Origin of the sequence: Segatella copri (genome assembly GCF_024330485.1) — a bacterium.
In the GTDB taxonomy this organism is placed as follows: Bacteria; Bacteroidota; Bacteroidia; order Bacteroidales; family Bacteroidaceae; genus Prevotella; species Prevotella copri_L.
The window spans coordinates 26,912-51,699 of sequence record NZ_JANDWX010000012.1 but is presented as its reverse complement, the minus strand read 5'-3'; the positions used below and the strand labels follow the sequence as shown (position 1 = coordinate 51,699).

General features: G+C 46.0%; 19 protein-coding genes, 1 tRNA gene and 1 riboswitch. Of the genes, 12 read left to right on the top strand and 8 right to left on the bottom strand.

The features are described 5' to 3' along the window. Positions 1-89: 89 nt before the first annotated feature. The 8 genes from NNC77_RS08615 (at position 90) to thiH (ending at position 10,676) form a co-directional block, all read left to right on the top strand. Positions 90-2,771: a valine--tRNA ligase gene (locus tag NNC77_RS08615; protein WP_254970407.1), complete on the top strand. Its 2,682-nt coding sequence runs from the start codon at positions 90-92 to the stop codon at positions 2,769-2,771. 112 nt (positions 2,772-2,883) lie between these two features. Continuing rightward, on the top strand, positions 2,884-4,167 hold the full coding sequence (locus NNC77_RS08610; RefSeq protein ID WP_254970409.1) for a clostripain-related cysteine peptidase: 1,284 nt from the start codon (positions 2,884-2,886) through the stop codon (positions 4,165-4,167). Between the two features lie 65 nt (positions 4,168-4,232). After that, entirely contained in the window at positions 4,233-5,243 is a 1,011-nt protein-coding gene (locus NNC77_RS08605; protein ID WP_254970411.1) for a GYF domain-containing protein, read from the top strand. Positions 5,244-5,950: 707 nt separating this feature from the next. Then, positions 5,951-6,376: a Fur family transcriptional regulator gene (locus tag NNC77_RS08600; RefSeq protein WP_006848696.1), complete on the top strand. Its 426-nt coding sequence runs from the start codon at positions 5,951-5,953 to the stop codon at positions 6,374-6,376. Positions 6,377-6,459: 83 nt separating this feature from the next. After that, positions 6,460-6,554: riboswitch (TPP riboswitch) on the top strand. A gap of 124 nt (positions 6,555-6,678) precedes the next feature. Continuing rightward, entirely contained in the window at positions 6,679-6,876 is a 198-nt protein-coding gene (gene thiS / locus NNC77_RS08595) for a sulfur carrier protein ThiS (RefSeq protein ID WP_006848697.1), read from the top strand. 87 nt (positions 6,877-6,963) lie between these two features. Beyond that, on the top strand, positions 6,964-7,737 hold the full coding sequence (locus tag NNC77_RS08590) for a thiazole synthase (RefSeq protein ID WP_022121898.1): 774 nt from the start codon (positions 6,964-6,966) through the stop codon (positions 7,735-7,737). A 100-nt stretch (positions 7,738-7,837) separates the two neighbouring features. Then, positions 7,838-9,532, top strand: coding sequence for a phosphomethylpyrimidine synthase ThiC (gene thiC / locus NNC77_RS08585; RefSeq protein ID WP_089542781.1), 1,695 nt, complete (start codon positions 7,838-7,840; stop codon positions 9,530-9,532). Positions 9,533-9,536: 4 nt separating this feature from the next. Next, complete coding sequence (thiH, locus tag NNC77_RS08580; protein WP_006848700.1) at positions 9,537-10,676, top strand: 2-iminoacetate synthase ThiH; 1,140 nt, start codon at positions 9,537-9,539, stop codon at positions 10,674-10,676. A gap of 258 nt (positions 10,677-10,934) precedes the next feature. Here the strand turns inward: thiH and NNC77_RS08575 are convergent, their stop codons facing one another. The 8 genes from NNC77_RS08575 to NNC77_RS08540 all read right to left on the bottom strand — a co-directional run bounded on the left by NNC77_RS08575 (position 10,935) and on the right by NNC77_RS08540 (position 21,190). Next, positions 10,935-11,201, bottom strand: coding sequence for a hypothetical protein (locus NNC77_RS08575; protein ID WP_194256791.1), 267 nt, complete (start codon positions 11,199-11,201; stop codon positions 10,935-10,937). A gap of 94 nt (positions 11,202-11,295) precedes the next feature. Further along, positions 11,296-11,368 (bottom strand) — tRNA-Lys (locus NNC77_RS08570). Positions 11,369-11,496: 128 nt separating this feature from the next. After that, entirely contained in the window at positions 11,497-12,801 is a 1,305-nt protein-coding gene (locus tag NNC77_RS08565) for a S28 family serine protease (RefSeq protein WP_301331904.1), read from the bottom strand. A gap of 152 nt (positions 12,802-12,953) precedes the next feature. Next, positions 12,954-15,191, bottom strand: a complete 2,238-nt coding sequence (locus NNC77_RS08560; protein WP_254970414.1) for a patatin-like phospholipase family protein — start codon at positions 15,189-15,191, stop codon at positions 12,954-12,956. 230 nt (positions 15,192-15,421) lie between these two features. Further along, complete coding sequence (locus tag NNC77_RS08555; protein ID WP_153080696.1) at positions 15,422-15,745, bottom strand: type II toxin-antitoxin system RelE/ParE family toxin; 324 nt, start codon at positions 15,743-15,745, stop codon at positions 15,422-15,424. Next, entirely contained in the window at positions 15,733-16,020 is a 288-nt protein-coding gene (locus tag NNC77_RS08550) for a hypothetical protein (RefSeq protein WP_254970416.1), read from the bottom strand. Before NNC77_RS08550 ends, NNC77_RS08555 begins: the two co-directional genes overlap by 13 nt. A gap of 225 nt (positions 16,021-16,245) precedes the next feature. Next, positions 16,246-19,152: a DEAD/DEAH box helicase family protein gene (locus NNC77_RS08545; RefSeq protein ID WP_254970418.1), complete on the bottom strand. Its 2,907-nt coding sequence runs from the start codon at positions 19,150-19,152 to the stop codon at positions 16,246-16,248. Positions 19,153-19,180: 28 nt separating this feature from the next. Continuing rightward, entirely contained in the window at positions 19,181-21,190 is a 2,010-nt protein-coding gene (locus NNC77_RS08540; RefSeq protein WP_254970419.1) for a site-specific DNA-methyltransferase, read from the bottom strand. A 525-nt stretch (positions 21,191-21,715) separates the two neighbouring features. Here NNC77_RS08540 and NNC77_RS08535 point away from each other — a divergent pair. The 4 genes from NNC77_RS08535 to NNC77_RS08520 all read left to right on the top strand — a co-directional run bounded on the left by NNC77_RS08535 (position 21,716) and on the right by NNC77_RS08520 (position 24,741). Beyond that, entirely contained in the window at positions 21,716-21,940 is a 225-nt protein-coding gene (locus NNC77_RS08535) for a hypothetical protein (RefSeq protein WP_119237108.1), read from the top strand. Between the two features lie 7 nt (positions 21,941-21,947). Further along, positions 21,948-22,373 carry a putative toxin-antitoxin system toxin component, PIN family gene (locus tag NNC77_RS08530; protein ID WP_254970420.1) on the top strand — a complete coding sequence of 142 codons (426 nt, stop codon included), beginning with the start codon at positions 21,948-21,950 and terminating at the stop codon, positions 22,371-22,373. A 427-nt stretch (positions 22,374-22,800) separates the two neighbouring features. After that, complete coding sequence (locus tag NNC77_RS08525) at positions 22,801-24,003, top strand: ATP-binding protein (protein WP_254970421.1); 1,203 nt, start codon at positions 22,801-22,803, stop codon at positions 24,001-24,003. Between the two features lie 369 nt (positions 24,004-24,372). Then, complete coding sequence (locus tag NNC77_RS08520; protein WP_040553814.1) at positions 24,373-24,741, top strand: DMT family protein; 369 nt, start codon at positions 24,373-24,375, stop codon at positions 24,739-24,741. Positions 24,742-24,788: the final 47 nt, after the last annotated feature.

Below are 24,788 nucleotides of genomic sequence, written 5' to 3'. Positions count from 1 at the left end.
AAAGATAGTATTTTTCGCCCAAAAATTAGTATCTTTGCACCGTTTTTTAAAGAAAAAGAAAGAAAAAGAATAAAAATTAGATATAAACAATGGAATTAGCAAGTAAATACGATCCACAAGCAGTGGAAAGTAAATGGTATCAGTACTGGCTCGACAACAAGCTTTTCAGCTCTAAGCCAGATGGTCGTGAACCTTATACAGTGGTTATCCCTCCACCAAACGTAACGGGTGTGCTCCACATGGGACACATGCTCAACAATACTATCCAGGATATTCTCGTTCGCCGTGCTCGCATGGAGGGCAAGAACGCATGTTGGGTACCAGGTACCGACCATGCCAGTATCGCTACCGAGGCTAAGGTGGTTAACCGCCTCGCTCAGCAGGGCATCAAGAAGACCGACCTTACCCGCGAGGAGTTCCTCAAGCATGCTTGGGACTGGACTCATGAGCACGGTGGCATCATCCTCAAACAGCTCCGCAAACTCGGTGCCAGCTGCGACTGGGACCGCACAGCATTCACCATGGACGAGACCCGCTCTCGTGCCGTCATCCACGTATTCTGCGACCTGTACAAGAAGGGTCTCATCTATCGTGGCGTGCGCATGGTTAACTGGGACCCTAAGGCTCAGACTGCGCTCTCTGACGAAGAGGTTATCTACAAGGACGAGCACTCTAAGCTCTACCACTTGAAGTATTATGTAGTAGAGCAGGACTGCAAGCAGGTGGATGAGGAGAACGTGATACACAAGGATGAGAAGGGATACTATGCTGTAGTAGCAACCACCCGTCCTGAGACCATCATGGGTGACTCTGCCATGTGTATCAACCCAGAGGATAAGAAGAATACCTGGCTGAAGGGTAAGCACGTTATCGTGCCTCTCGTAAACCGTGAGATTCCTGTCATCGAGGATACATACGTAGATATCGAATTCGGTACTGGTTGCTTGAAGGTAACTCCAGCTCACGATATCAACGACCACGCACTCGGTTTGAAGCACGGTTTGGAGACCATCGACATCTTCAACGACAATGGTACCATCAGCGAGGCAGCAGGTCTCTATGTAGGTATGGACCGCATGGACGTGCGCAAGCAGATTTCCATCGACCTTCAGAACGCCGGTCTGATGGAGAAGATTGAGGACTATAATAATAAGGTGGGCTTCTCAGAGCGTACCAATGTGCCTATCGAACCAAAGCTCTCTACACAGTGGTTCCTCAAGATGCAGCACTTTGCCGACATCGCCCTTCCTCCAGTAATGGACGATGATATAGAGTTCTATCCTAAGAAGTACAAGAACACCTATCGCCACTGGTTGGAGAACATCAAGGACTGGTGTATCAGCCGTCAGCTCTGGTGGGGTCACCGCATCCCAGCCTACTACTTCGACAATGCCGGCAAGAAGGATTTCGTGGTAGCTGAGACTGCAGAGGAGGCTCTGAAACTCGCTCAGGAGAAGAATGCCAACATCAAGGCTGAGGATCTTGAGCAGGAGAGCGACTGCCTCGACACCTGGTTCTCTTCATGGTTGTGGCCTATCTCTCTGTTTGATGGTATTGAGCATCCTGACAATGAGGAGATCAACTACTACTACCCTACTTCCGACCTCGTAACTGGTCCGGATATCATCTTCTTCTGGGTAGCACGTATGATCATGGCTGGCTACGAGTATCGTGGCAAGATGCCATTCAAGCACGTATATTTCACAGGTATCGTCCGCGATAAGCTGGGCCGTAAGATGAGCAAGAGTCTCGGTAACTCACCAGACCCACTGGTTCTGATTGACAAGTTTGGTGCCGATGGTGTTCGTATGGGTATGATGCTCAGTGCTCCAGCGGGCAACGACATCCTCTTCGACGAGAGCCTCTGCGAGCAGGGACGTAACTTCAACAATAAGATCTGGAATGCCTTCCGCCTCGTGAAGGGTTGGGAGACAGCAGATATCGAGCAGCCTAAGAGTGCAGAAATCGCCGTGAAGTGGTTTGATGCCAAGCTCAAGGAGGTGAACGAGGAGATGCAGAAGCAGTTTAAGGACTACCGTATCTCTGAGGCATTGATGACTGTATATAAGCTGTTCTGGGATGAGTTCTCATCCTGGTACCTGGAGATGGTGAAGCCAGCTTACGGCCAGCCTATCGACCAGAAGAGCTACGATGCTACCCTCCGTTTCTTCGATGCCCTCCTGAAGATGTTGCATCCATTCATGCCATTCATCACCGAGGAGTTGTGGCAGCACATCTACGACCGCAAGGATGGCGAGAGCATCATGCGCGAGAAGCTGGATATTCCTGCACCTACAACCGAGGAGCAGAAGTTGGCAGCAGATATCGAGGCTGTGAAGCAGATTATCGCCGGTGTTCGTACCGTTCGCAACCAGAAGAACATTGCCCAAAAGGAACAGTTGTCTCTTCAGGTAGTAGGCAAGAACGATTTCGAGGCTTACAACGACGTAACGCTGAAGATGGCGAACCTTGATAAGATTGAGGTCATCGCTGAGAAGAGTGCCGATGCATCAAGCTTCATGGTAGGTACCGACGAGTTTGCCGTACCATTGGGCGACCTCATCGACGTAGCTGCCGAGATTGAGAAGGCAGAGGCTCAGCTCAAGCACTTGGAAGGCTTCCTGATGGGCGTACGCAAGAAGCTCGGCAACGAGAACTTCGTAGCTCACGCACCTGAGAAGGTAGTAGCCCTGGAGCGCAAGAAGGAAAGCGACTCTGTTGAGAAGATTGCTGCCCTCAAGGCAACCATCGAGGAACTCAAGAAGAAATAATAGTATTATATTTAATGTTGAATGTTGAGTGTAGAATGTTGAATTAGTCAAGCTGATTCGTTAGCAAGATTGCAACTCAACATTCAACATTCAACATTCAACATTTTTAATTATGATCAAGAAGCTTTTCACCTTATTTATATGTACGCTATCTCTAGCAGCAACTTTCACCAGTTGTGGCGATGAAGCTATTGATGTAGAAAGCGTCAATAAGCAGACTATCTTCGTCTTCTATCCTTGGACGGGTGGAACCAACACTTCCGGTCTCACAAGTTTTTTGGAAAACAACGTTGACAGTATCTGCGAAGGTATTGTTGCCAAGAAAGGCTTGAACAATTCGCGTGTAATGGTCTTCATGAGCCAGAATTACAGGAAGAGCTATCTCATTGATCTTCAGTATGACGGCAACAAGAAAGCCGTCATCCGCGACACGTTGAAGACATACGATGAAGCAACATATACTACAGCTGAAGGATTTGCAGAGATTCTGAATGAGGTGAAACGCCGTGCTGAAGCCCTGAACTATTCGCTCATCATCGGAGCTCATGGCTGCGGATGGACCTACAAGAGCGATTGGGTTAACTATCCCTATATGGCTAGACCTAATGCTGGTTTTGCTCAGAAAGGAAGCACCAGCTACCCTACCGCTACCGGTAATTTCAGCGGAATACAGTATGGTCCCGATCCCAACAATCCTATCACCCGTTTCTTCGGAAGCGTAAGTTTAGAAGAAAACGCTCTCGACGTTCCTACCCTGGCCGAAGGAATCAAACTCAGCGGCACCAAGATGCAATACATTCTCTTCGATGCATGCTATATGGGCAATGTAGAGACTGCATACGAACTGAAAGATGTTACCAATTTCATGATCAGTTCAAGTAGCGAAGTAATGGGAGCCGGCTATCCATACAAAACCATATGGAGTTACCTCAACAGTTCAGCACCCAACTACTCAGGATTAGTCAACGGAACTGTCAATTTCTACAAGAATAGTAGCGTTCCATTCTGCAACATGGCAGCCATCGACTGCAGACAAATGGAAAAGCTAGCCAGTGTGATGAAGGAAATCAACAGCAAATATACCCTCTCATCATCCGTTCCGCTCGATTCCATACAGCCTTTGGATGGTTTCTCTCCCAACCTCTTCTACGACATGAGCGTATACGTAGATAGTCTTGTTCCAAGCGGCTCTCTGAAAGACAAATTTAATTCACAGATGAAACTCACTATCAAAGCTGCTGCTCATACCGAACAGGCTTATACAGGGTTAATGAGTTATAGAGGTACAACCTTTAAAGTGAAAAATTATTGCGGTCTTTCTATCTCCGACCCTAGCCAGCACAGCGTAGCTATCAAGGGCAGAGAGAAAACAGCATGGTGGAAAGCTACACACTAATAAGCAATGAAGAGTGAAAGAAACTCCTTATTGGCTTTTAAGAAAAATATTATATAAAAGAATACATGATGGAATATTTTATCATTGAGAATAACGGACTGCAAGCGGGTCCATTCAGTCAGGAGCAACTCGTCCAGAAGGCTATCACACCCGAAACCCTTGTTTGGGCACAAGGCATGAAAGACTGGACTCCAGCTTGGAAAATAGCAGAACTGAAGACTGTTCTTGAAACTGTAGAAGCAATCAAAGCTAATACAGCCAACAAAGAAAATGCAGAAGGAACATCAGCAGATGCAGCCGGCAACAACGGGACAGAAGCAGCAAACTTTCAGGCTGCAAACCAGCAGGGTTTCCAGCAGGCACAGCAGGAGGCTTACCAGCAAGGCTTTCAGCACGGCGCTGCCATGAACCAGGGCTACAGACAGGAACCGGAAAAGAAAAAATCGAGCAAGACCCTCTGGAAAATCATCTTAGGTCTTATCGTACTTCTCTTCCTGGTTTTCGCCATAACCAATCCAGGACCTGATACCCATAAAGAAAAGGTTAAGACTGAGGCAGCCAAGGCTATCGACAAGGCTACAGAAACCAGTGATAACAACTTCTTCACCCAAAGCATCCGTTCCATTGCCAAAATGATGGCAGGAAGCGCTATTGATGAAGTGATGAACCAGCTCTTCGAATACCACAACTATATCGTATGCTCTAAGGGAACCGTTGAGTTTAATGGCAAGCAACACACCGTAAGCTTCGGAATCCTTGGCAGCGTTTACACGATGAATGCTGATGATATGGTGAAGGCGCTGGAAGGTGCCGACAATCTGCAGATAGAAGAAACCACCAGCTCATCAACCGATGAATCCCCTTCGGTAAGCGATAATAGCAGCGATGGTTCAGAAGAAGACGGACTGGGCGCTTCCGTTCAGAAGAAACTGGAAGACAAGGCAAACCAGGCCATGGATCAGGCTGCCGACAAGGTAAGCAAGAAACTGGAAGAGAAAATCAACCAGAAACTCGATGAAGCAACCGATTCTTCAACCGTAGAAAAGATTCTCGACAAGATTCTGGAACTGATCTAGCATCAGAAATCCGAAGAAACATAAGAAATATGACACATTTCTCAATTTGACAGCATGGCGGCTTGACGTATATCAAGCCGCCATTGCTGTTTAGTTGACGTGTATCAAAAAAAGCCCCTTTTTCATCATTTTGTCATGTCTTTGTGACAGATATTCAAGAAAAAGGCATTACCTTTGCACCAGAAAACAGTGAGATTGTAAAAGGATAATGTAAAACAGGAGACCTCACATGGAGGCTCCACAAAGAAAGAAAGGAAACAAATTATGATGACGACAGTAATGATTCTTGCAGTTGTGGCAGCTATGATTGTCAAGGCTGTAAATGTAAACAACAACATGGAGATGGGCAAGTAAAATTGACCACCGTTCATGAATAAAAGGAAAAAGGAAATGGCAGAAATGCCAAGTATTAATTTTTAAAAAAAGGATAACGATTATGAAAACAATGTATGCAAACATCAAGAAGGCCTTGAAGGCTATTCTTGCAAATTACATGACCGCAATGGAAATGTATGGTGAGGCTTTGAACAGAAGCCGTGGTTGTGCTTGCGCATAAGGGTTCCAATCCCTTCATGCTGCGGCATAAACTAGATTGAAAGCAAAAAGTAATTACGTTTAAATAAAGAAAAAGCGTGTAAGTTACCATACTTACACGCTTTTTTTGTATCTTTGCAACCGGTTAGTAAAAATTTTAAAAAGAAGAAACGATGAATTCACAAGATATGATCAGCAGGCTGGAATCGAAAGGCATTCGGCCAACCGCCAACCGCATACTCGTAATGAAGACCCTGATGGGCGAACAGAACCCGCAGAGTCTGAGCAATCTGGAACGAAAGATGGTTTCGATGGACAAGTCGAGCATCTTCCGTACCCTTACCCTCTTTCTGGAACATGATGTGGTACATGCCTTCGAAGATGGGCGAGGCGTACTCTGCTACGAACTCTGCGAAGAAAAAGGAGCTTGCGATCATCACGACGGGCATATTCATTTCTACTGCGAATCTTGCCAGCGTTCCTTCTGTATGGAGGATATCCATATTCCAAGTTTCGAGCTGCCCGAAGGCTTTTACCCCCACTCTATTTCCTTTGTCATCAAAGGCGAATGCCCGGATTGCAGAAAGAAACACCAGTAAAGCGAAAGGTGCATTCTGCGTTAATTTAGCATAAATATTTTTGAAATTCTATTGTTTTTCCGATATTATCATTACTTTTGCAAGCGATTATCACGGGGTGCTGAAAGATTCGGCTGAGATGATACCCATAGAACCTGATGCAGGTAATGCTGTCGCAGGGATATTTGATAGCGCTTTATTCTTTCTCTTAAGGCTTTCATCTGGAAGTTCACCGTGTTTGATTACATATTATCTTATCATCGCTTTCGGGCGATAGAAAAGCGTAAACAAACGGATTATTCATCATATAAAACGAACAGAATATGAAAGTAACTATCAACAACAAAGAGACCGAGACACAGGCTAAAACCATCAGGGAGTTAGCCCAGGAACTCGATTTGCCAGCTACAGGAGTTGCTGTAGCTATCAGTAACGAAATGGTGCCTCGTGATGAATGGGAAAACACAATCATCGCAGAAGGAGCAGACATCGTTATCGTAAAAGCGTTCTGCGGAGGATAATGGTCTCAGAATACTGCGGAAAAGAATCACCCAAAAGTACTTTTCCTACAGAAATGAAAACAAAAATAACAACTCTATAATAAAACAATGGAAAAATTAGTAATCGCAGGCAGAGAGTTTAACTCCCGCCTCTTCTTGGGTACAGGAAAGTTTAACAACAATGCCCTCATGGCTGAAGCCATCAAAGCATCAGAAACAGAAATGGTTACTGTTGCTATGAAACGTATCGAACTCGAAGACAAGCAGGACGATCTGCTCTCTCATATTGTGCAGAACCCAAATATCCAGCTCCTTCCTAACACCAGTGGCGTGCGCAACGCCGAGGAGGCTGTCTTCGCAGCACAGATGGCTCGCGAGGCTTTCGGAACCAACTGGCTCAAGCTCGAAATCCACCCAGACCCTCGCTATCTTCTTCCAGACTCTATCGAGACGCTGAAGGCTACAGAGAAACTGGTAAAACTCGGTTTCGTGGTATTGCCATATTGTCAGGCAGACCCAACCCTCTGCAAGCACCTCGAAGAGGCTGGTGCTGCTACCGTGATGCCACTTGCTGCACCTATCGGTACCAACAAGGGATTGAGAATGAAGGACTTCCTGCAGATCATCATCGAGCAGGCTACTGTTCCAGTTGTAGTAGATGCAGGTATCGGTGCGCCTAGCCACGCTGCCGAGGCTATGGAGATGGGTGCCAGCGCTTGCTTGGTCAACACAGCTATCGCCGTTGCCGGTGACCCTGTAGAGATGGCTAAGGCATTCAAGGAAGCTGTAGTATGCGGTCGCCGTGCTTACGAGGCAGGTCTCGGAGCCATCAGCGATTGTGCTGAGGCAAGTTCTCCTCTCACCGCATTCCTCAATGATTAATTATAATATAGATAATAAAAGGCATGAAGGATGAAGGCAAAGAAGCAAGAACGCTCTTTTTACCCTTTTACCTTTTTACCTTTTTACCTTTAAAAACATTATGCCAAACGATAAGAAAGCTTACGCCCAGAGAGAAAAGGCGTATATGCAGGGAAAACTCTTCCCACAGATCAAGGTTGGAATGACCAAGGTAAACCTCACTCCTACTGTTGTGAAGGATGAGCGCGGCATTCCACATACAGAGCCAAACGCTCCGGTTTATATCTACGATACCAGCGGTCCTTACAGCGACCCTAACTATCAGGTAGATTTGAAGAAGGGCTTGCCAAGAATGCGCGAGCAGTGGATTATCGACCGCAACGATACCGAGCAGCTCAAGGAGGTTACCAGCGAGTATGGCAAGCAGCGCCTTGCTGACCATAGCCTCGACCACCTCCGCTTCGAGCACATCCAGTTACCTCGCCGTGCACAGGCTGGCAAGCACATCACCCAGATGGCTTACGCCAAGGCTGGCATCATCACTCCAGAGATGGAGTATGTGGCTATCCGCGAGAACATGAACTGCCAGGAGTTGGGCATCGATACCCATATCACCCCTGAGTATGTGCGTGATGAGATTGCACGCGGACGTGCCGTTCTTCCTGCCAACATCAACCACCCGGAGAGCGAACCGATGATCATCGGCCGCAACTTCCTCGTGAAGATCAATACCAACATCGGTAACTCTGCCACTACCTCCAGCATCGAGGAAGAGGTAGATAAGGCTGTATGGTCTTGCAAGTGGGGAGGCGATACCTTGATGGACCTCTCTACCGGCGACAACATCCACGAAACCCGTGAATGGATTGTGCGCAACTGCCCTGTACCGGTAGGAACCGTGCCTATCTACCAGGCTTTGGAGAAAGTAAACGGCAAGGTAGAGGATCTGAACTGGGAGGTATTCCGTGATACCCTCATCGAGCAGTGCGAGCAGGGTGTTGACTACTTCACCATCCATGCCGGCATCCGTCGCCACAACGTGCATCTCGCCGATAGCCGTCTTTGCGGTATCGTGAGCCGTGGCGGTAGTATCATGAGCAAGTGGTGTCTCTACCACGACCAGGAGAGCTTCCTCTATGAGCACTTCGACGACATCTGCGACATCGTGGCACAGTATGACGTTGCTCTCTCATTGGGCGATGGTCTGCGCCCAGGCTGTATTGCCGATGCCAACGATGCAGCCCAGTTTGCCGAGTTGGATACCATGGGCGAACTTGTTACCCGTGCCTGGGACAAGAATGTACAGGCCTTCATCGAGGGTCCTGGTCACGTGCCATTGCAGAAGATCAAGGAGAACATGGAGCGCCAGCTCGACCACTGTCACGAGGCACCATTCTACACCCTCGGCCCATTGGTTACCGATATCGCTCCAGGTTACGACCACATCACATCAGCCATCGGTGGCGCCCAGATAGCATGGCTCGGCACAGCAATGCTCTGCTATGTAACACCTAAGGAGCACCTCGCCTTGCCTAACAAGGAAGATGTGCGCACAGGTGTGGTAACCTATAAGATTGCCGCTCATGCTGCCGATTTAGCAAAGGGTCATCCAGGTGCAACTATCCGCGACAACGCCCTCTCCAAGGCACGTTTCGAGTTCCGCTGGAGAGACCAGTTCCACCTCTCTCTCGACCCAGAGCTCGCCTTGAAGTATTTCGAGGAGGCAGGTCATACAGACGGTGAGTACTGCACCATGTGTGGTCCAAACTTCTGTGCAGCCAAGTTGACACACGATTTGAGAAAGTTTAAAAAGTAAGAAAATGTTTTCAGACGAATTAAAGAATATCAGTTGGGAGGAGACCACGGAGCGCATAGCTCGAATGACCGATAATGATGTGCGTCGTGCCCTTGCCAAGGACCATTGCGATGTGAACGACTTCATGGCGCTGATTTCACCGGCAGCCGAGCCATACCTGGAGGTAATGGCGCGTCTTTCCCGCAAATATACCGAGGAGCGCTTCGGCAAGACCATGTCGATGTTCATTCCTCTCTACATCACCAATTCATGCTCCAACTCCTGCGTGTATTGCGGTTTCCATCGTGAGAATCCGATGGCACGCACCATCCTCACCCCAGAGCAGATTGAGAACGAGTACAAGGCCATCAAGCAGCTGGCTCCATTCGAGAACATCCTTCTCGTTACGGGCGAGAACCCAGCCAAGGCTGGCACCCCTTATCTTGCCAAGGCAATCGACATCGCCAAGAAGTATTTCTCTAACGTGAAGATTGAGGTGATGCCGCTCTCTACAGAGGATTACAAGACCCTCGCCGACCATGGTATGAACGGCGTCATCTGTTTCCAGGAGACCTACAACCACGAGCACTACAAGCTCTACCACCCACGTGGCATGAAGAGCAAGTTTGAGTGGCGCTGCGATGGTTTCGACCGCATGGGTATGGCAGGCGTTCATTCCATCGGTATGGGTGTACTCATCGGCTTGGAGAAGGAATGGCGCACGGATGTTGTGATGATGGCTCATCACCTGCGCTACCTGCAGAAGCACTACTGGAAGACCAAGTACAGCGTGAACTTCCCTCGTATGCGCCCTGCACAGAACGAAGGTTTCCAGCCAAACTGCTTCATGACCGACAAGCAGTTGGCACAGGCAACTTTCGCCATGCGTATCTTCGACCACGATGTAGATATCTCCTACTCTACCCGTGAGCCTGCCTACATCCGTGACAACATGGCAACACTGGGTGTCACCACCATGTCGGCAGAATCAAAGGTAAATCCTGGTGGTTATCATACCTATCCTCAGGCATTGGAGCAGTTCACCGTGAGCGATGAGCGTACCGCCAAGGTTATCAATGCGAGATTGAAGGAATTGGGCAGAGAGCCAGTCTGGAAGGATTGGGATGCCTCATTCGATTTCTTCGGAAATATCGCAAACGGATAAAGAAGATGTAATTAAACAGAATAAAAAAAAGAGTGTATCATAAATTCATGACACACTCTTTTTTTTGTTAATATTCTCATACTGACGCCCCTATATCGCCACCAGCCCATCAGCAACTTATCAGCCAATTCCCCCAAAATCATCAGTAAACAGCAACCTATAAACTATTAATTGTAAATTACTGAAGTTTCGTAAGTGAATAAATATCAACTTGCTTGTTTATAAATATACGTATTACGTAGCGTATGGGCAACAGGATTACTTTCGATGAAATCTGCCAGCAACTCTGTAGCATCTATAGAGTAACGCTCTGCTGCTTCCAGAACGAAGTCCAAAATGATAGCCCATAATTACCTGCGCACCATTAGATACAGCCGTAGTACCATCTACACCACAATATCTACCTATCACGAAAAGATCGGCCAAACCATAGAGAATCTGTAGGAAATAAGCCAGAATATAAGGTAACAGAAAGGTCGTGATATTCCCCCAAATGCTACCTTGTGTCAAGTCTGTTCTATTCATCAGTTGCAAAGATACGATAAAAAACAGAGTTACTCCATGCGGGGCATAGAAAAAAAACTCCGGAGAACCAAGATTGATTCTTCGGAGTTTTTTGTACACCCTTAGGGATTCGAACCCTAGACCCACTGATTAAGAGTCAGTTGCTCTACCAACTGAGCTAAGGGTGCCTCTGCTAAAAGCTTTGTTTTCAAAAGCGAGTGCAAAGGTAATACATTTTTCTGAAACCACCAAACTTTTATGGATATTTTTTGAAAAAAACTTTCATTTTATCCATCATGGTTGGTTGATGAAAGCATTATTCCTTCAGCCAACTACCTATCAGACTGATGATTTCCTGTCTTGTAGGCTCAGGGAACGACAAGATGCGAGTTTTGTGCGAACCGCCATGACACATATAAACATGCAGGTTCTTCTTGTTCTTGGTGAAAGGCAAGCCAAAAATGCCCGAAGCTCCCCAAGGATCGATATCGCCATAAATATAAACCATCTTCGGATCATTCTTGGTCAGGAACTCTACCGTATGATTATAGAGTTCTGGCGAGAACTTCACGTTTTCTGCTCCCTTTGGCACCATCAGTTTCTTCAGATAGCCCTTAGCTGTCTTGATACTGAGATATTTCTTGAATGGTTTGGTATAATAGCCGTAATAACCCAACTCCCGGGCTGCCTGCACATCAAACGAGGCTGTGGCATTATAATTGGTGAAATAGTCTGGTTCACACATGTTGATCCAGTAATCAAACACCGTCTTGTCATCTGCCTCTCTTGCAGGAATCTTGTTGATGTCTTCTCCCCACTGCCAGAAAGCAAAGGCGTATTCGAATACAGAGAAATCAAAAATCTCTGCCAGCGGAGCATTGAATACATATTTCTTATCATTGCAATATTTCTCGAACATTGGCAGCAACGCAGCCTTTCGCTTGAAGAGGAGCAACTGGAAATCGAGCACCTTCTGTCGGTTTTCCTTGGTTGATACCTGATATTGCAGGAACTTCTCATGTCGTCCATCCTCCACACCCTTGTTGAGCGGAGCTACGTATGGCACAGAAATATCTACATCATCAGGGAAGTAAGAACGGTAGAACATCGTAGTCTGTCCGCCCTTGCTGATGCCGGTAGCAATCCATTTTCCCTTGTACATCGCATGCAGGGTCTGGTTTACATGATGCAGATCATAGAGCGAATTCTCAACGGTAAGATAATCCCAGTTGCAAGGACTAGGCATCGACTTGTCGAAATAACGGTACTCTACGGTAATGATATTCGTATCGAAGAGCTTGGAAAGTTCCTCGATATATCCTTCGCGCAACGCATAGTTGGCATTATATCCTTCAGTCACGAGCACGGTAGGACGGTCGAATCCTCTATGGCAGAGCACTACCCTCTGTTCGAAATAGCCCTTGGATGCATCCTTGGCATCGAGCTGTTGCTTGATAAAGAACACATACTTTTCTGGGAAATGCGTACTTTTCAGCGTTTCCACGTTACTTACTCCAGGCAATGCAGCCAATTGCTTACCAGCCACGCCCAGTTCTGCCGCCAGCATCTGCAAAGGCAGGATGAAGAGCAGCAGCATCAATTTCAAAAATCTCAGTTTCATCTTATTCTCTCTTTTTATTTATTATATTCTAAAATTCAAGATTGCAAAATACATTCTATATGTTTTCTAAACAGCTGCAAAGGTAATGATTTATTCTTGTTCGGCAAAGAGAAACCCCACCTTATTTATTATATGGGCAGCAATTAAGGAAATCAGAATACGAATCCTGCATTGATATAGAATCCAACATTCTTACCCAAGCTAGAATAATTAGCCTGAATGCTTACCGGACCCAACACGAAATCATAGGATGCCCGCAAGGCTCCTCCCCACAAATCATCACCGATGAGAATATGAGAAAACTTGCGGGCTTCCTTGCCATACTCTCCCAAGGCAGTAAGGTAGAACTTGCCTTTTACCCGATAACGGAAACCGAGCTGACCTGTCACCACATTGCGCTCCAGCAGATGAACATGCTGCGCACTCTCCCATGCCACCTGCCAAGGCAGATAGTAACCATCAGCTGCTCCACCTGCATAATTCTGATAAATGGCTGGTACGGAACTTCCAAACAAGAAGCGGCTTTTGAGTTTAGGAAGCAGATAGAATCTGGAATTGAGACGTACGGCACATTCTCCTTGAAAAGCAGCCTCGCCAAAAGGATTACCATCAGCATAATGTATTCCGTCATCCGTATGCAGAATGCCCAGAACCTGAATGCGGCTGCCACGGGTCGGGAAATAACGGCGGTCGTAAGTATCCATCACAACAGATGCAAAGTAATTCAGGAAATGGTCTGACGAACGTGTCTGGATGCTTCCGTCGCGTTCGAACATGTCAGAATGATAATGATAATAATCAAACTGCACTCCCGATTTCAATCTGAAATTACCGATATCGCGGGTATAGAATCCAGCGAAAGAATGCGAAAGAAACTCTAGGGCATCCAACTTATGCTTGTCCGCATAAAGGTCGAAATCATAATGAGCCATACGATAGGAAATGCCAATTTTCGCTCCGAAAAGGTTGCCATAGGCATATTTCATTTCCAGATATGGATTACGGGAAATGCGTCCTGTAAAGGCATAATGATGACGGGTAGAAAACTGCTGGTTGTTGGATATCTGAGCGATGACGCTCGCCAGATCTTGTGTATCAAAACGTGCACCTACACTGATTCTTCTGGATTCGTTGGGTTCCAGCATGAATACCAGGTCATAAGGTTCCTCGTTAGACTGTCTGTATTCTACACGCGAAAAGATATTCAGTCCCCTGAGCATAGCAAGTGTGCCATCTATCTCCTCAGGACTGACTTCCGAATTCTCCCGTAGAGCAATTTTCTTTCTAATCCACTTTTCCTCCTCTCCGCTGATGCCTTCTATCCGGATGCTTCCTATATGATAGGCTTCCGCCTGAGAAGGTTTCTGCAGTTTGATGCGTTTATCCTGTAATGTATCATCAGAGGCAACAGAATCACAAGCATCAGCATAGATATACTTTCTCAGAGCCATCAGCTCATCCCATTTCTGGCGGGCAGCCTGTTCTCCCCGCTGTATCATGGTATCAATGGCTTCAGATTGGAAACTGGCTGCCGAATAACCTTTCAGAGAAGGATTGATATAAAGATCGGCTTCAGCCATATTCTTCCGGTATTTGTTCTGCCCCATCATACTTATGAGCTGTTCAACAACAGAAGAAGCCGATTTCAGCTCTTCCTTCTTCTTCCAACCGGTACTCAAATCTACACAGATAATCACATCCGCTCCCATTTCCTTTGCCACATCAACCGGCAGATTGTTCAAGGCGCCGCCATCCACCAGCATCTTCCCTTTCCATTCTACCGGAGCAAACACGCCCGGTATCGACATGCTGGCACGCATCGCCAATGGCAACGAGCCCGATGAAAACACCACCTCCTTGCCTTCTACCAGATCTACCGCCACGCAACGGTAAGGAATAGGCAGGTTGGAGAAATCATCCACCTGATGATACCCCACGGTAAGTTTAGAGAAAAGGTTAAAGATATTCTGCCCCTTCACATAACCGGTTGGCAACGAGACCTTCCTCTCTTTGGAAAGAGGAATATGAACGATATATTTCTCCCTTTCTTCTTTAGAAAGAAAAGTCTCCGATTCACGTTTCACCTGGTCGCTCAAAAGGAAAAGCCAGTTCTGGTTACGGTAGAGGCTATCGATATCCGCAGCATCGTAGCCAATGGCATAGAGTCCGCCCACGATGGCACCGATACTGGTTCCGGCAATATAATCTACAGGAATATCAGCCTCTTCCAGCACCTTGAGCACACCTACTTCAGCCGCACCCTTGGCACCACCTCCACCCAACACGAGCCCCACCTTCTTGCGTGGCTGCTGGGCTTGCAGAGGAGTATATGCAAAGAAGCAGCAGAATAAAACCCAAAAACATAATATTTTATCTCGATGTAACATCATATTGCTCCTTATTAAAATGAATAACTGGCACGGCAAATACTCTTCACTCTTCACCAAGCCCTCCGGAATACCGATAAACAGGGCGGTTGGCGGAGGTGAAGAGTTCTCTGAAGCTCTTCACCCACTCTTCACCACTCTTCACCTAAATACTTTTTCAAGAATCCGACAGAAAAGAGAAGAATGATATTTCTTTTCCTCCATATTTCTTTCGCTTTTAAAGTTATATAAAATCACTTGTATTTTGAGACAGAGAACCTTTTTGGATTCTGTCTCATATCCCAAATGTCAACAATATGCACCACATCCAAGGATTCATCATAATAATAAACCAACTTGAAATTACGCATAAAATTAGCACCCCGAAGCAAATAGCTAAACTTTGGTGCACCAAGAAAAGGGGGCTTACCTTCAGGATATTTTTTCAGGAAGTTCTGAATTTTCTTCAGTTCTTCTTTCCACTTTCGAGCAGTTTTCTTACCAAAATTCTCATAAGCATCGATAATATACTGACGTTCCTTTTCTTCATACAGCTTGTGGACAACTATCTCAGCCATGGGAATTCCTCATATAAACGTTCATTAAAGGCATCAACAGACTCCCATTTAGAAGGATCATCCTTAATGGTTTCACAATAATCGATACTATCCAAAAGACCCTCATAGCTAAAATGATTTTTAAGAACAGGAATTTCATCTTTCTGCTCTATTTCAGAATCAATCACGTGATGAGATACAGACTCTGATGCAACAGATGCATAAACAGGCGATGGCTCACAAACCTTATCCCCGGCTATCTTCGATTCATCGATATGATATTTCTTTTCCTCCATATTTCTTTCGCTTTTAAAGTTCCACGTTACTTATTGGTGCAAAAATACGAAGAAAGATTGGAACTTGCAAGAAAATCTACAAGAAAATGGCAGAGAACGCTGAAAATTAATAGATTATACGGATAAAATCCCCACGTAAAGAACAAGAAAGCCAGCCTTCTCCTGCAAAAAGGCTGGCTTTATTTATCATTATTGCAGCATTTGCTTCATTTGTAGCAAATGCTCTTACATATCAAACAGATTACCCGTTGCCACAGAATACGATACCTTGCACTGGTTGCAGATATCAGTAATCGTAGCGCCACTTCCACTCAACGAGTAGAACACGCTCTCGCCTATCAAAACATACTCCCAGGTGCGATTCATTCTATCCTTAGATTCCAATGCGTTGATTTTCTTTATCCACTCGATGGTTGCCGTCTGTTTCTGGCGCACGTTCACGTCATCTACCTTATCGTCGCCCTTGGTTTCTATCAGATAAACTTTATCAGCTGTAGCCACGATGAAATCTGGATGATACGTTGCCATCAAGCCATCCTTCCTTACATAGAAGATGATGGCGAAGGAATGGCCACTCTCATTAATCTTCAGAAATCTTTCTACCTCGGCATCCCTATCCAGAAACTTAATGAATGCCTTTTCCAAACCTCCGCCATGAGAAGGATAACCCAGTCGGGGATAGATACATTTCTGCACATCTAACGAGTAAGACTCTCTCATCTTGATAGCTTTGAGCGAAGAGAAATCCGTATGGCTCACCTCTGCATCTACCATAGTCAGGCGGTTCTGCATTTTATAGATTGCCACCGCAAACTGCTCCACGATGTGCTTCGTCACGATGCCATCCTTCGCCAGCAATATCTTCCAGTCGCTTCCTTGGAACGGGTCGAAAGGCATAGCGAAAAGTTTCTCCCTAATGTACCAGTCCATCACCTGCACCGTTTGGGCACCATTGATTTGAATGGTAGGAAAACCCTGACGGCGACAGTTCTCAAAGCGCAGGGTTACTACCCTTAGCAACTTCTGCAGATACTCATTATATCCATTGGCATTGAAGAGATTAGCCGTTACCTTATACTTACCAAAGGTTGTCTTGGTCAAAGATTCCTGCGATACGAAGGTCTCCCCCTCCTTTGCCAGGAACTTACGGAGCAAAGACAGCGGATACATCGTGAATGGCTGTAAATCATCTAAATCTATTTCTGCATCTTCCAACTCTTCTAAGGAATCATGCAGAATAACCGGCCATTGGAAATCATACTTTTCGTAATCCTCACGAAGTCCCACGGTCAGGATATCGCCAGTGGCTCCTCCTGTACCCACGTCGCCTTCATCCACTGCAACCAAGCCTTGATCCTGCAAGTCATCATAGAACTTGATGAAAGCCGGATGCTCAACGATGGACAAGGTATCGATATAAGTGCGAGGAGGCTGATGATTCTTCAATACCCTGAGGCGGTCTTCACGCTTGATGTCGATGTAGTCAGGCTCTCGCCACATCAGTCGCAAACCTCTACCAACCAACTGCTCCAGCAGGATTGGTGCCTGCGAAGAACGGAGCGGAACGAGCACACAGATATTGTTGACGTCGAAGCCCTCACGGAGCATCAGCACCGAGATGACCACCTTCGGACTCTTATACCTATCTATATCGAAGAGCTTCTTCTTGATTTCCAGCCATTCCTCATCCTTCACCTCGCCCTGCTTGTTGCTGTCGATGGTAACGATGTCTTCATCTTCCAAACCTTCCGACTTCAGAAACTCTTCTACAAAAGGAGATACCGTGGTGTCCTGGCAGACGATGAGCATCTTCGGGTTCTTAGACGCATCATTCTTCAGGAATTCCTCTTCCAGTTTGTTCAGCTTGGTCAATCCGGCACGGAGCATCATGCGCTGACCCTCGCTCAGCCCTACTACCTTTCCCTGCTCATCACGCTCGGCGTTGTAATCCAAGTTCTCCAGGTCGGTGAGTTCCTGGCGGCGGTCGAGCAGCAACAGTTTCACCAGTCCCTGCTTCATCGCCATAGGCAAGTCGAAGTCAACAATGATATGCGGGAAGAAGAGTTTCACCTGCTTCTCTCCGGCACCCTTCGTATCAAAAGGAGTAGCAGAGAAGTCCACCTGTATGAATCTTGTACCCTTGGTGGCACTGATGGCATTCAGGCCTCTTTGCCATTCCACCTCCTCGGTTTCGCCATTACGCTTGATTTCGTGAATATGATGAGCCTCATCATTGATTACCATCAAATCCTTTAAACCCGCCAGATATTCCAGTTCTGTGCCACCCAGGGCACGGCGGTCGAGCATGCCGAGGTCGTTGCCCGCCGACTTGCCCGGACGAATAGGCAAAAGGTCGCTGATGATTTCAGCAGGTGTCACCGTGCTGGAATCGTCCACATCCTCATCCTGTTCCTTCTCTTCCATCTGGTTTTCAAACAGATGCCAGTTGGTCAGGGCAATCAGTCCCTCGCCGGTGGTCTTTCTGCCGATACCATCCTCCTTGGTCACCACATTGTTCTGTATAAACGAAAACACCTCGTCACGATAACGCTCTGGGATGAATACGTCCTGGTTCATGTAGTAGTCGTTGGTCTGAGGGTCACGATATTCTTCGTCGCGCTTCTTTCTACCGCAAAAGGCATCCAGCAGACGGTCGTAAACGATCAGACCCGGAGCCACTATCAGGAACTTCTGCGTAAATCGTCCGCTCTCTACATCCTCGTGCCGGGCATTCAGCATCTGCCAGATTATCAGGGCATGCATCACCCACGTCTTTCCCGTGCCCGTAGCCATCTTCACTGCATACTTAGGCATCTGATATTTAGGTTTGGCAAGCTGAGCCAGGTCGGCCCTATCCATCAGTTCCGGAATGATGCCCTGATAGGCATCCATCACGCAGTTTTCTCCCATCACTTCGTGCAGATAGATGATGTTGAGGATAGCCTGTCGCTGACCCTCATGGAAATTTCTCACACGCTCGTTGCAGAAACCCTCTCCAAACCAATAGTTTAAGAGCGAGGCGGTGGTTGGGGTCACCTTCTCCAGCATCTCCCCACTCTTCCAGGCGGCATTGACCACATCGGTGAGTCGATGCGCCAATTCCAAAGATATATTACTTGAATTGATAGCCATAGTCGTAATCTCCTATTCGTTCTTATCACTAACACATCACATCCAGAATAACCTGACTCTCGAATCCGAACACATCCACCGCCTTGACGCAGACTTTTCGCTCATCCTTATGCGGCATGGCAATTCGGGTGGAATATACGCAGTGAAGCGGGTCGCTGTCGTTATCCACGTTCTCACGATAATCCTGCCAGGTGCTGCGGAAGGTATCGCCGTCATAATCAGGGTCGATGCTCCAATATTCTATCAGCGAGAGAGGGTCCTGCTCCATCACCTGCTGCAACTTCTCCTTGTCCTTATCATCCAGCGGAATATTATCTGGCGAGAGCAGCACATAGTTGCTGAGACTGATGTCGAGTTCATCCTCGCCATTGCCGTTCACGGTTACTTCAACTGGGTTCACCACCAGATATTGCAAAGAAGAGAAGCGGACGGTTTTGTCGGCGATGAGCTTCTTGAAACCTTTCTTGGATAGCTTGTCGAGCAGATCGGGCGGAATCACCAGCACCTCTACATTGCTGTTCTTATATTTCTCGATGGCTTGCGAGATGTCGAAGGCGAAGTTCCAGCCGAGCACGATGACTTTATCCCAGTCGCCGCCAAGCAGAGAAGCCTTGGCTTCTACGGCACGGCGAACGGTAGCAGCAGTGGTCAGGCGGTTAGGACTATCCACCATCACCAGATTTCGTGTGCCCTTCACATAGCCAAAGTTTCTATCGCTCACCTGTTCTGGAGAGAATGGTAAGGCGCCGTAGAGGCCTAAGACTACCTGAGAGAGATCGCCCACTCTGCGAAGCTTCTTGTTGTTATGGAAAGCCTCTTTCTGATAGTCGCCGATGCTTTGATAGAGGAACGGATTTACTTCCTGGTCGATGAAGCGCTTGCGCATGACGAGGGATGCCGGCTTGCCGATGTCGCAGGTAATCCAGCGACGGCCCAGCTTTTCGGCAACCGCTGCTGTGGTGCCGCTGCCACCGAAGAAATCGCAGACGAGGTCACCTTCGTTGGAAGAAGATTTAATAATACGTTCTAAGAGGGCTTCAGGTTTTTGTGTGGCGTAGCCTACGTTTTCTTTAGCCATTGAATTCACCTCAGAAATATCATTCCATGAATCATCCATAGCAATTCCTTTAGCCTCACTTAAATAATATTTTACACGTCGTTTCCCAGTTGAAGTAATAAATATACGATTATCTTTTGCCATCTCAACAAGAGATTCCTCACTTCTAGTACCTATCGCTTGATCTGTATATGGACCACGCCCATCATTATCATTCTTCGTATAACGTTGTTTAATATATTCTTCTGAATAAGGTAAATACTGTGTATGATAAACATAGTCATTACCTTTAGAATAATACAAAATCATATCATGATTTCTAGCAAATTGATTCCCTACAGCTTTGGCACCTTTTACTGTACCTCTTTTCCATATGATCTCATTACGGAAATTTTCCTTTCCAAAAATTTCATCTAAAACAACCTTTACATATGCGCCTATATGCCAATCAATATGAACATAGATACTTCCTTTCTCTGATAACATTTCCTTCATCAACATAAGACGAGGATAAATCATTTTCAGATAAGAAATCGTTCCTTCTTCCCATGTATCCGCATAGGCAAACTGCTCAATAACAGTTGGTCTTTGAGAAAAACTTGCATTTGGTAATGTAATCGGAGTTCTATAATCCGCCTTCGAATCAAACGGCGGGTCGATGTATATCAAATCCACTTTGCCTCTTAAAGAAGGCAAGCCCGTCTGAGGATCTCCGGCAAGCAGCGCCTGCATGGTCAGGAGATTATCACCATACACCAGACGGTTCATCCAACTCCCCCCATCCAGGGCGGCATTGAATGCATTAGGGATATTGGGAACTTGTCCACGGAAGAATCCGGAGACATCCTTGCGAGGCAACACCAGCTCATTGGTTTGCAACCCAATGCGTGTGCCACTGCTCAATCGCTCGATGATGCGCTGAGCCTCTTGCCTACCTTCGCTTGAAATGCGAGGTAGCTCTTCAATCAATGATTTTGCCATAGCATTAAAGCTTAAATATAGTTTTAATGCGACTGCTTTGTTACTCAGAAAATAAAAGCTACAACCAAACACCCTTATCCATAGCAACAAAGCCAACCTAGGTTTGCATCAAGACCAGCCTCATCCCCATCAGAACGCAGAAACGTGGACGATCCACTTATCCAACGTTCCAAGGTGTTTGGCCTAACCTATATACCATAGATAAGTTTTACGTCCACGCTATAGCGGACGCTTACTTATTTATCCTATGGTATATGTTCTTCCGCGGCCAAACTTCAGGAACATTATTATCGAATAAACAGCAAACGCTATTATTTTAACCCACAAAAACAGACGTCATCACCCTAGGGCGAATCTATCCGAATGCAAAGATACTGCAAAAATAAGAGATAACAAAAAGAATCGCCACCTTTTTTATATTATCCCCCATTTTTTCTTGCGAAATCAAAATATTCTTCTCAAAATCTTTGGAGTATCAATAATTATCTGTATCTTTGCAGAGTGAAATGTTTAAAAATTACAATTATGGCAACACAAGTATTACAATTCAATCAGGCTCAACAGGCGGTGCTCAATGTTATCTCTTGTTTACAGTCAGAACAGGACTTGGCAGACTTGAAACGAACATTAGTTAAGTTCATGAATGATCGCTTGCAGCGAGAAATAGATAAGCTTTGGGAATCTGGCGAAATGAGCAATGAAAAGTTGCAGGAAATGCAGTCAGAACATTTGCGCACGGCTTATAAATAAACTGACTATGCAGAGAAACATCGTCTTAGATACCAACTGTCTCTTGCAGATAATTGCAAGGAAAAGCAAGAATTATTTCTTATGGGAAGGATTCTTGAATGGGGACTATTGTCTCTGCTTTACAACTGAAATTCTAGAAGAATACGAAGAAATACTTTGTTTAAAAACGAATCGATTAATAGCAACTATGGTATTGGAGATTATAACTCAAGCTCCGAATACCCAAAGAGTTGATGCTCATTATCATTGGAATCTTATCACACAGGATCCCGATGATAATAAGTTTGTGGATTGCGCAATCTTTGCCAATGCCGATTTCATTGTATCAGATGATAAACATTTCAAAGATTTAGAAAACATCGATTTTCCAAGAGTACTAGTAGTTAGATTAGAAGAGTTTGCCAGATTATACCGAAATCTTGGTGCCAATTAATTAAAACTCTTTTCATCATTGACACATATTTCGAGAGATAATATTAAAATGAGCAAAAGCAAACACGGAAATACTCTTCACTCTTCACCAACCCCTCCGAAACACCGATAAACAGGGCGGTTGACGGGGGTGAAGAGTTCTCGGCAGCTCTTCACCCACTCTTCACCACTCTTCACCTGAATACCTTTTCACGAATCCGACTGAAAAAACATTGGGCTACCTCCATCATAAATAAAACGCCCCGCCATTTTACGAATTGACAAGAATACTGCAAAAATCAGAGATAACAAAAAGATTCGCCACCTTTTTTATATTATCCCCCATTTTTCTTGCAAAATCAAAATATTCATCGTATCTTTGCAAATAGAATTTGTAGCAAGGCGAATAGCTCGCAAAAAGCTATCCTGAAAACATAGGAGATTAGATTATGACAGAAATGAACGATAGAAAATTGCCTGTAGGCATCCAGTCTTTTGCAGAAATAAGAAGAGAAGGATACCTATATGTTGACAAGACTGATATGGTATGGAGACTTGCTCATAGCAACAAGACTTATCATTACCTAAGCCGCCCACGCCGCTTCGGTAAGTCCATTCTCGTGGATACACTCCAGGCTTACTTCGAGGGGGAAAAGGAACTCTTCGAAGGATTGAAGGTGATGAAGCTAGAGAAAGACTGGACCTGCTATCCCGTAATTCGACTCGACATGAGTTGCGGAGGAGCTACCCCCGAAGAACTCAACTCCTATCTCGACGATGCCTTCTATAAACTCGAACAGAAGTATGAAGTTGCGGTACGTCCGGAGGTTTCCCTTGCCGTACGTTTCCAGAACATCATCGAAACGATGTTTCAAAAGACCGGAAAACAGGCGGTTATCCTCATCGATGAGTATGATTCTCCATTGCAGCACTCCTGGAAGACTCCTCAGCATGATGCCTGTACAGCCATCTACAAGTCCGTGTTTGCCGTCTTGAAAAAAGAAGACGAACACGAGCGTTTCGTCTTCATCACGGGCATCACCAAGTTCACCCAGATCTCCCTCTTCTCCGTGCTCAACAACCTGAGCAACATCAGTTTTGATGCACCCTACGCCACCATCTGCGGTATTTCAAAGCAGGAAGCTGCCGAAAACTTCATACCTGAGATTGAGGCAATGGGAGAAGAAAATGGATGGACTCCAGAGGAGACTCTGAAGCAGCTCACGGCTTATTACGACGGATATCATTTCTGCCACAGAAACATGGTGGATATTTTCAATCCGTTCAGCCTCATCAACGCCTTATCGGATAGGGAATTGAGAAATTACTGGGCTTCATCTGGCGCTACTTCCCTATTACCAAAATTTGTGGATAATATGGAGATGAGGATGGAATACTTTGACCATTGCTTCATCGAGGGCGATACCCTGGAAACATCGGATGTAGTGAATGGCGGAGCCGAGCTCTTCCTCTATCAGTCGGGTTATCTCACCATCAAGGGTTACGACGATGGCGTTTACATCCTGGGCTTCCCTAACTTTGAAGTTCGCAAGGCATTATACCGGGTAGTGGTTCCTGCCTTGACCGCAGAAAAAACGACACATGGAGGTTGGCGGGTGAAGAGTGGTGAAGAGCGGGTGAAGAGTTGCTGATGACTCTTCACCTCCCGAAATGCCGATAAACACAGGGGATTGGGGAGGAAAGGTGAAAAGTGAAGAGATTTTTGCAGAATGCTAAACATAAATCATATTGATAGGATTGGGAAATCTGTTTCCCCGTCTGAGATGACTGTCTTATAGGAACAGCCGACTGTTCCCTATTCCGCTAGTCTGCTGTTCGCCCCAAACAGCCTACTAGCCATACGCAAACAGCACACTTATCTTTCAGAGATAAATATCAGAACATCGGAAATTTATCTGCCAAAAACAGCCATATCAAAACAAAAACGAAATGAAACTTCCCTGAAATTTGGAGGGTTAAAAAAAATATATTACCTTTGCACCCGCAAAAAAAATAAGATTATGAACGGATTGTATACTATATTATTATTGGTGCTGAGCAACATCTTCATGACGCTGGCTTGGTACGGACACCTCAAGTTGCAACAAACGGGCGTGAGCAGCAACTGGCCTCTTATCGGTGTCATCGCCTTCAGTTGGGCCATCGCCTTCTTCGAATATTGCTGTCAGGTACCAGCCAACCGCATCGGTTTCGTGGATAATGGCGGACCGTTTAATCTGGTCCAGCTCAAGGTGATTCAGGAATGCGTATCGCTTATCGTCTTCGCCATCATCGCCAATATCCTCTTTCAGGGACAGGGATTGCACTGGAATCATTTCGCAGCCTTCTGCTGCCTGATTGCAGCCGTTTATTTCGTATTCATGAAATAGCCGGATAAGGAGTTAACTCAATATAACTCCTTATCCGGCTACCTTTT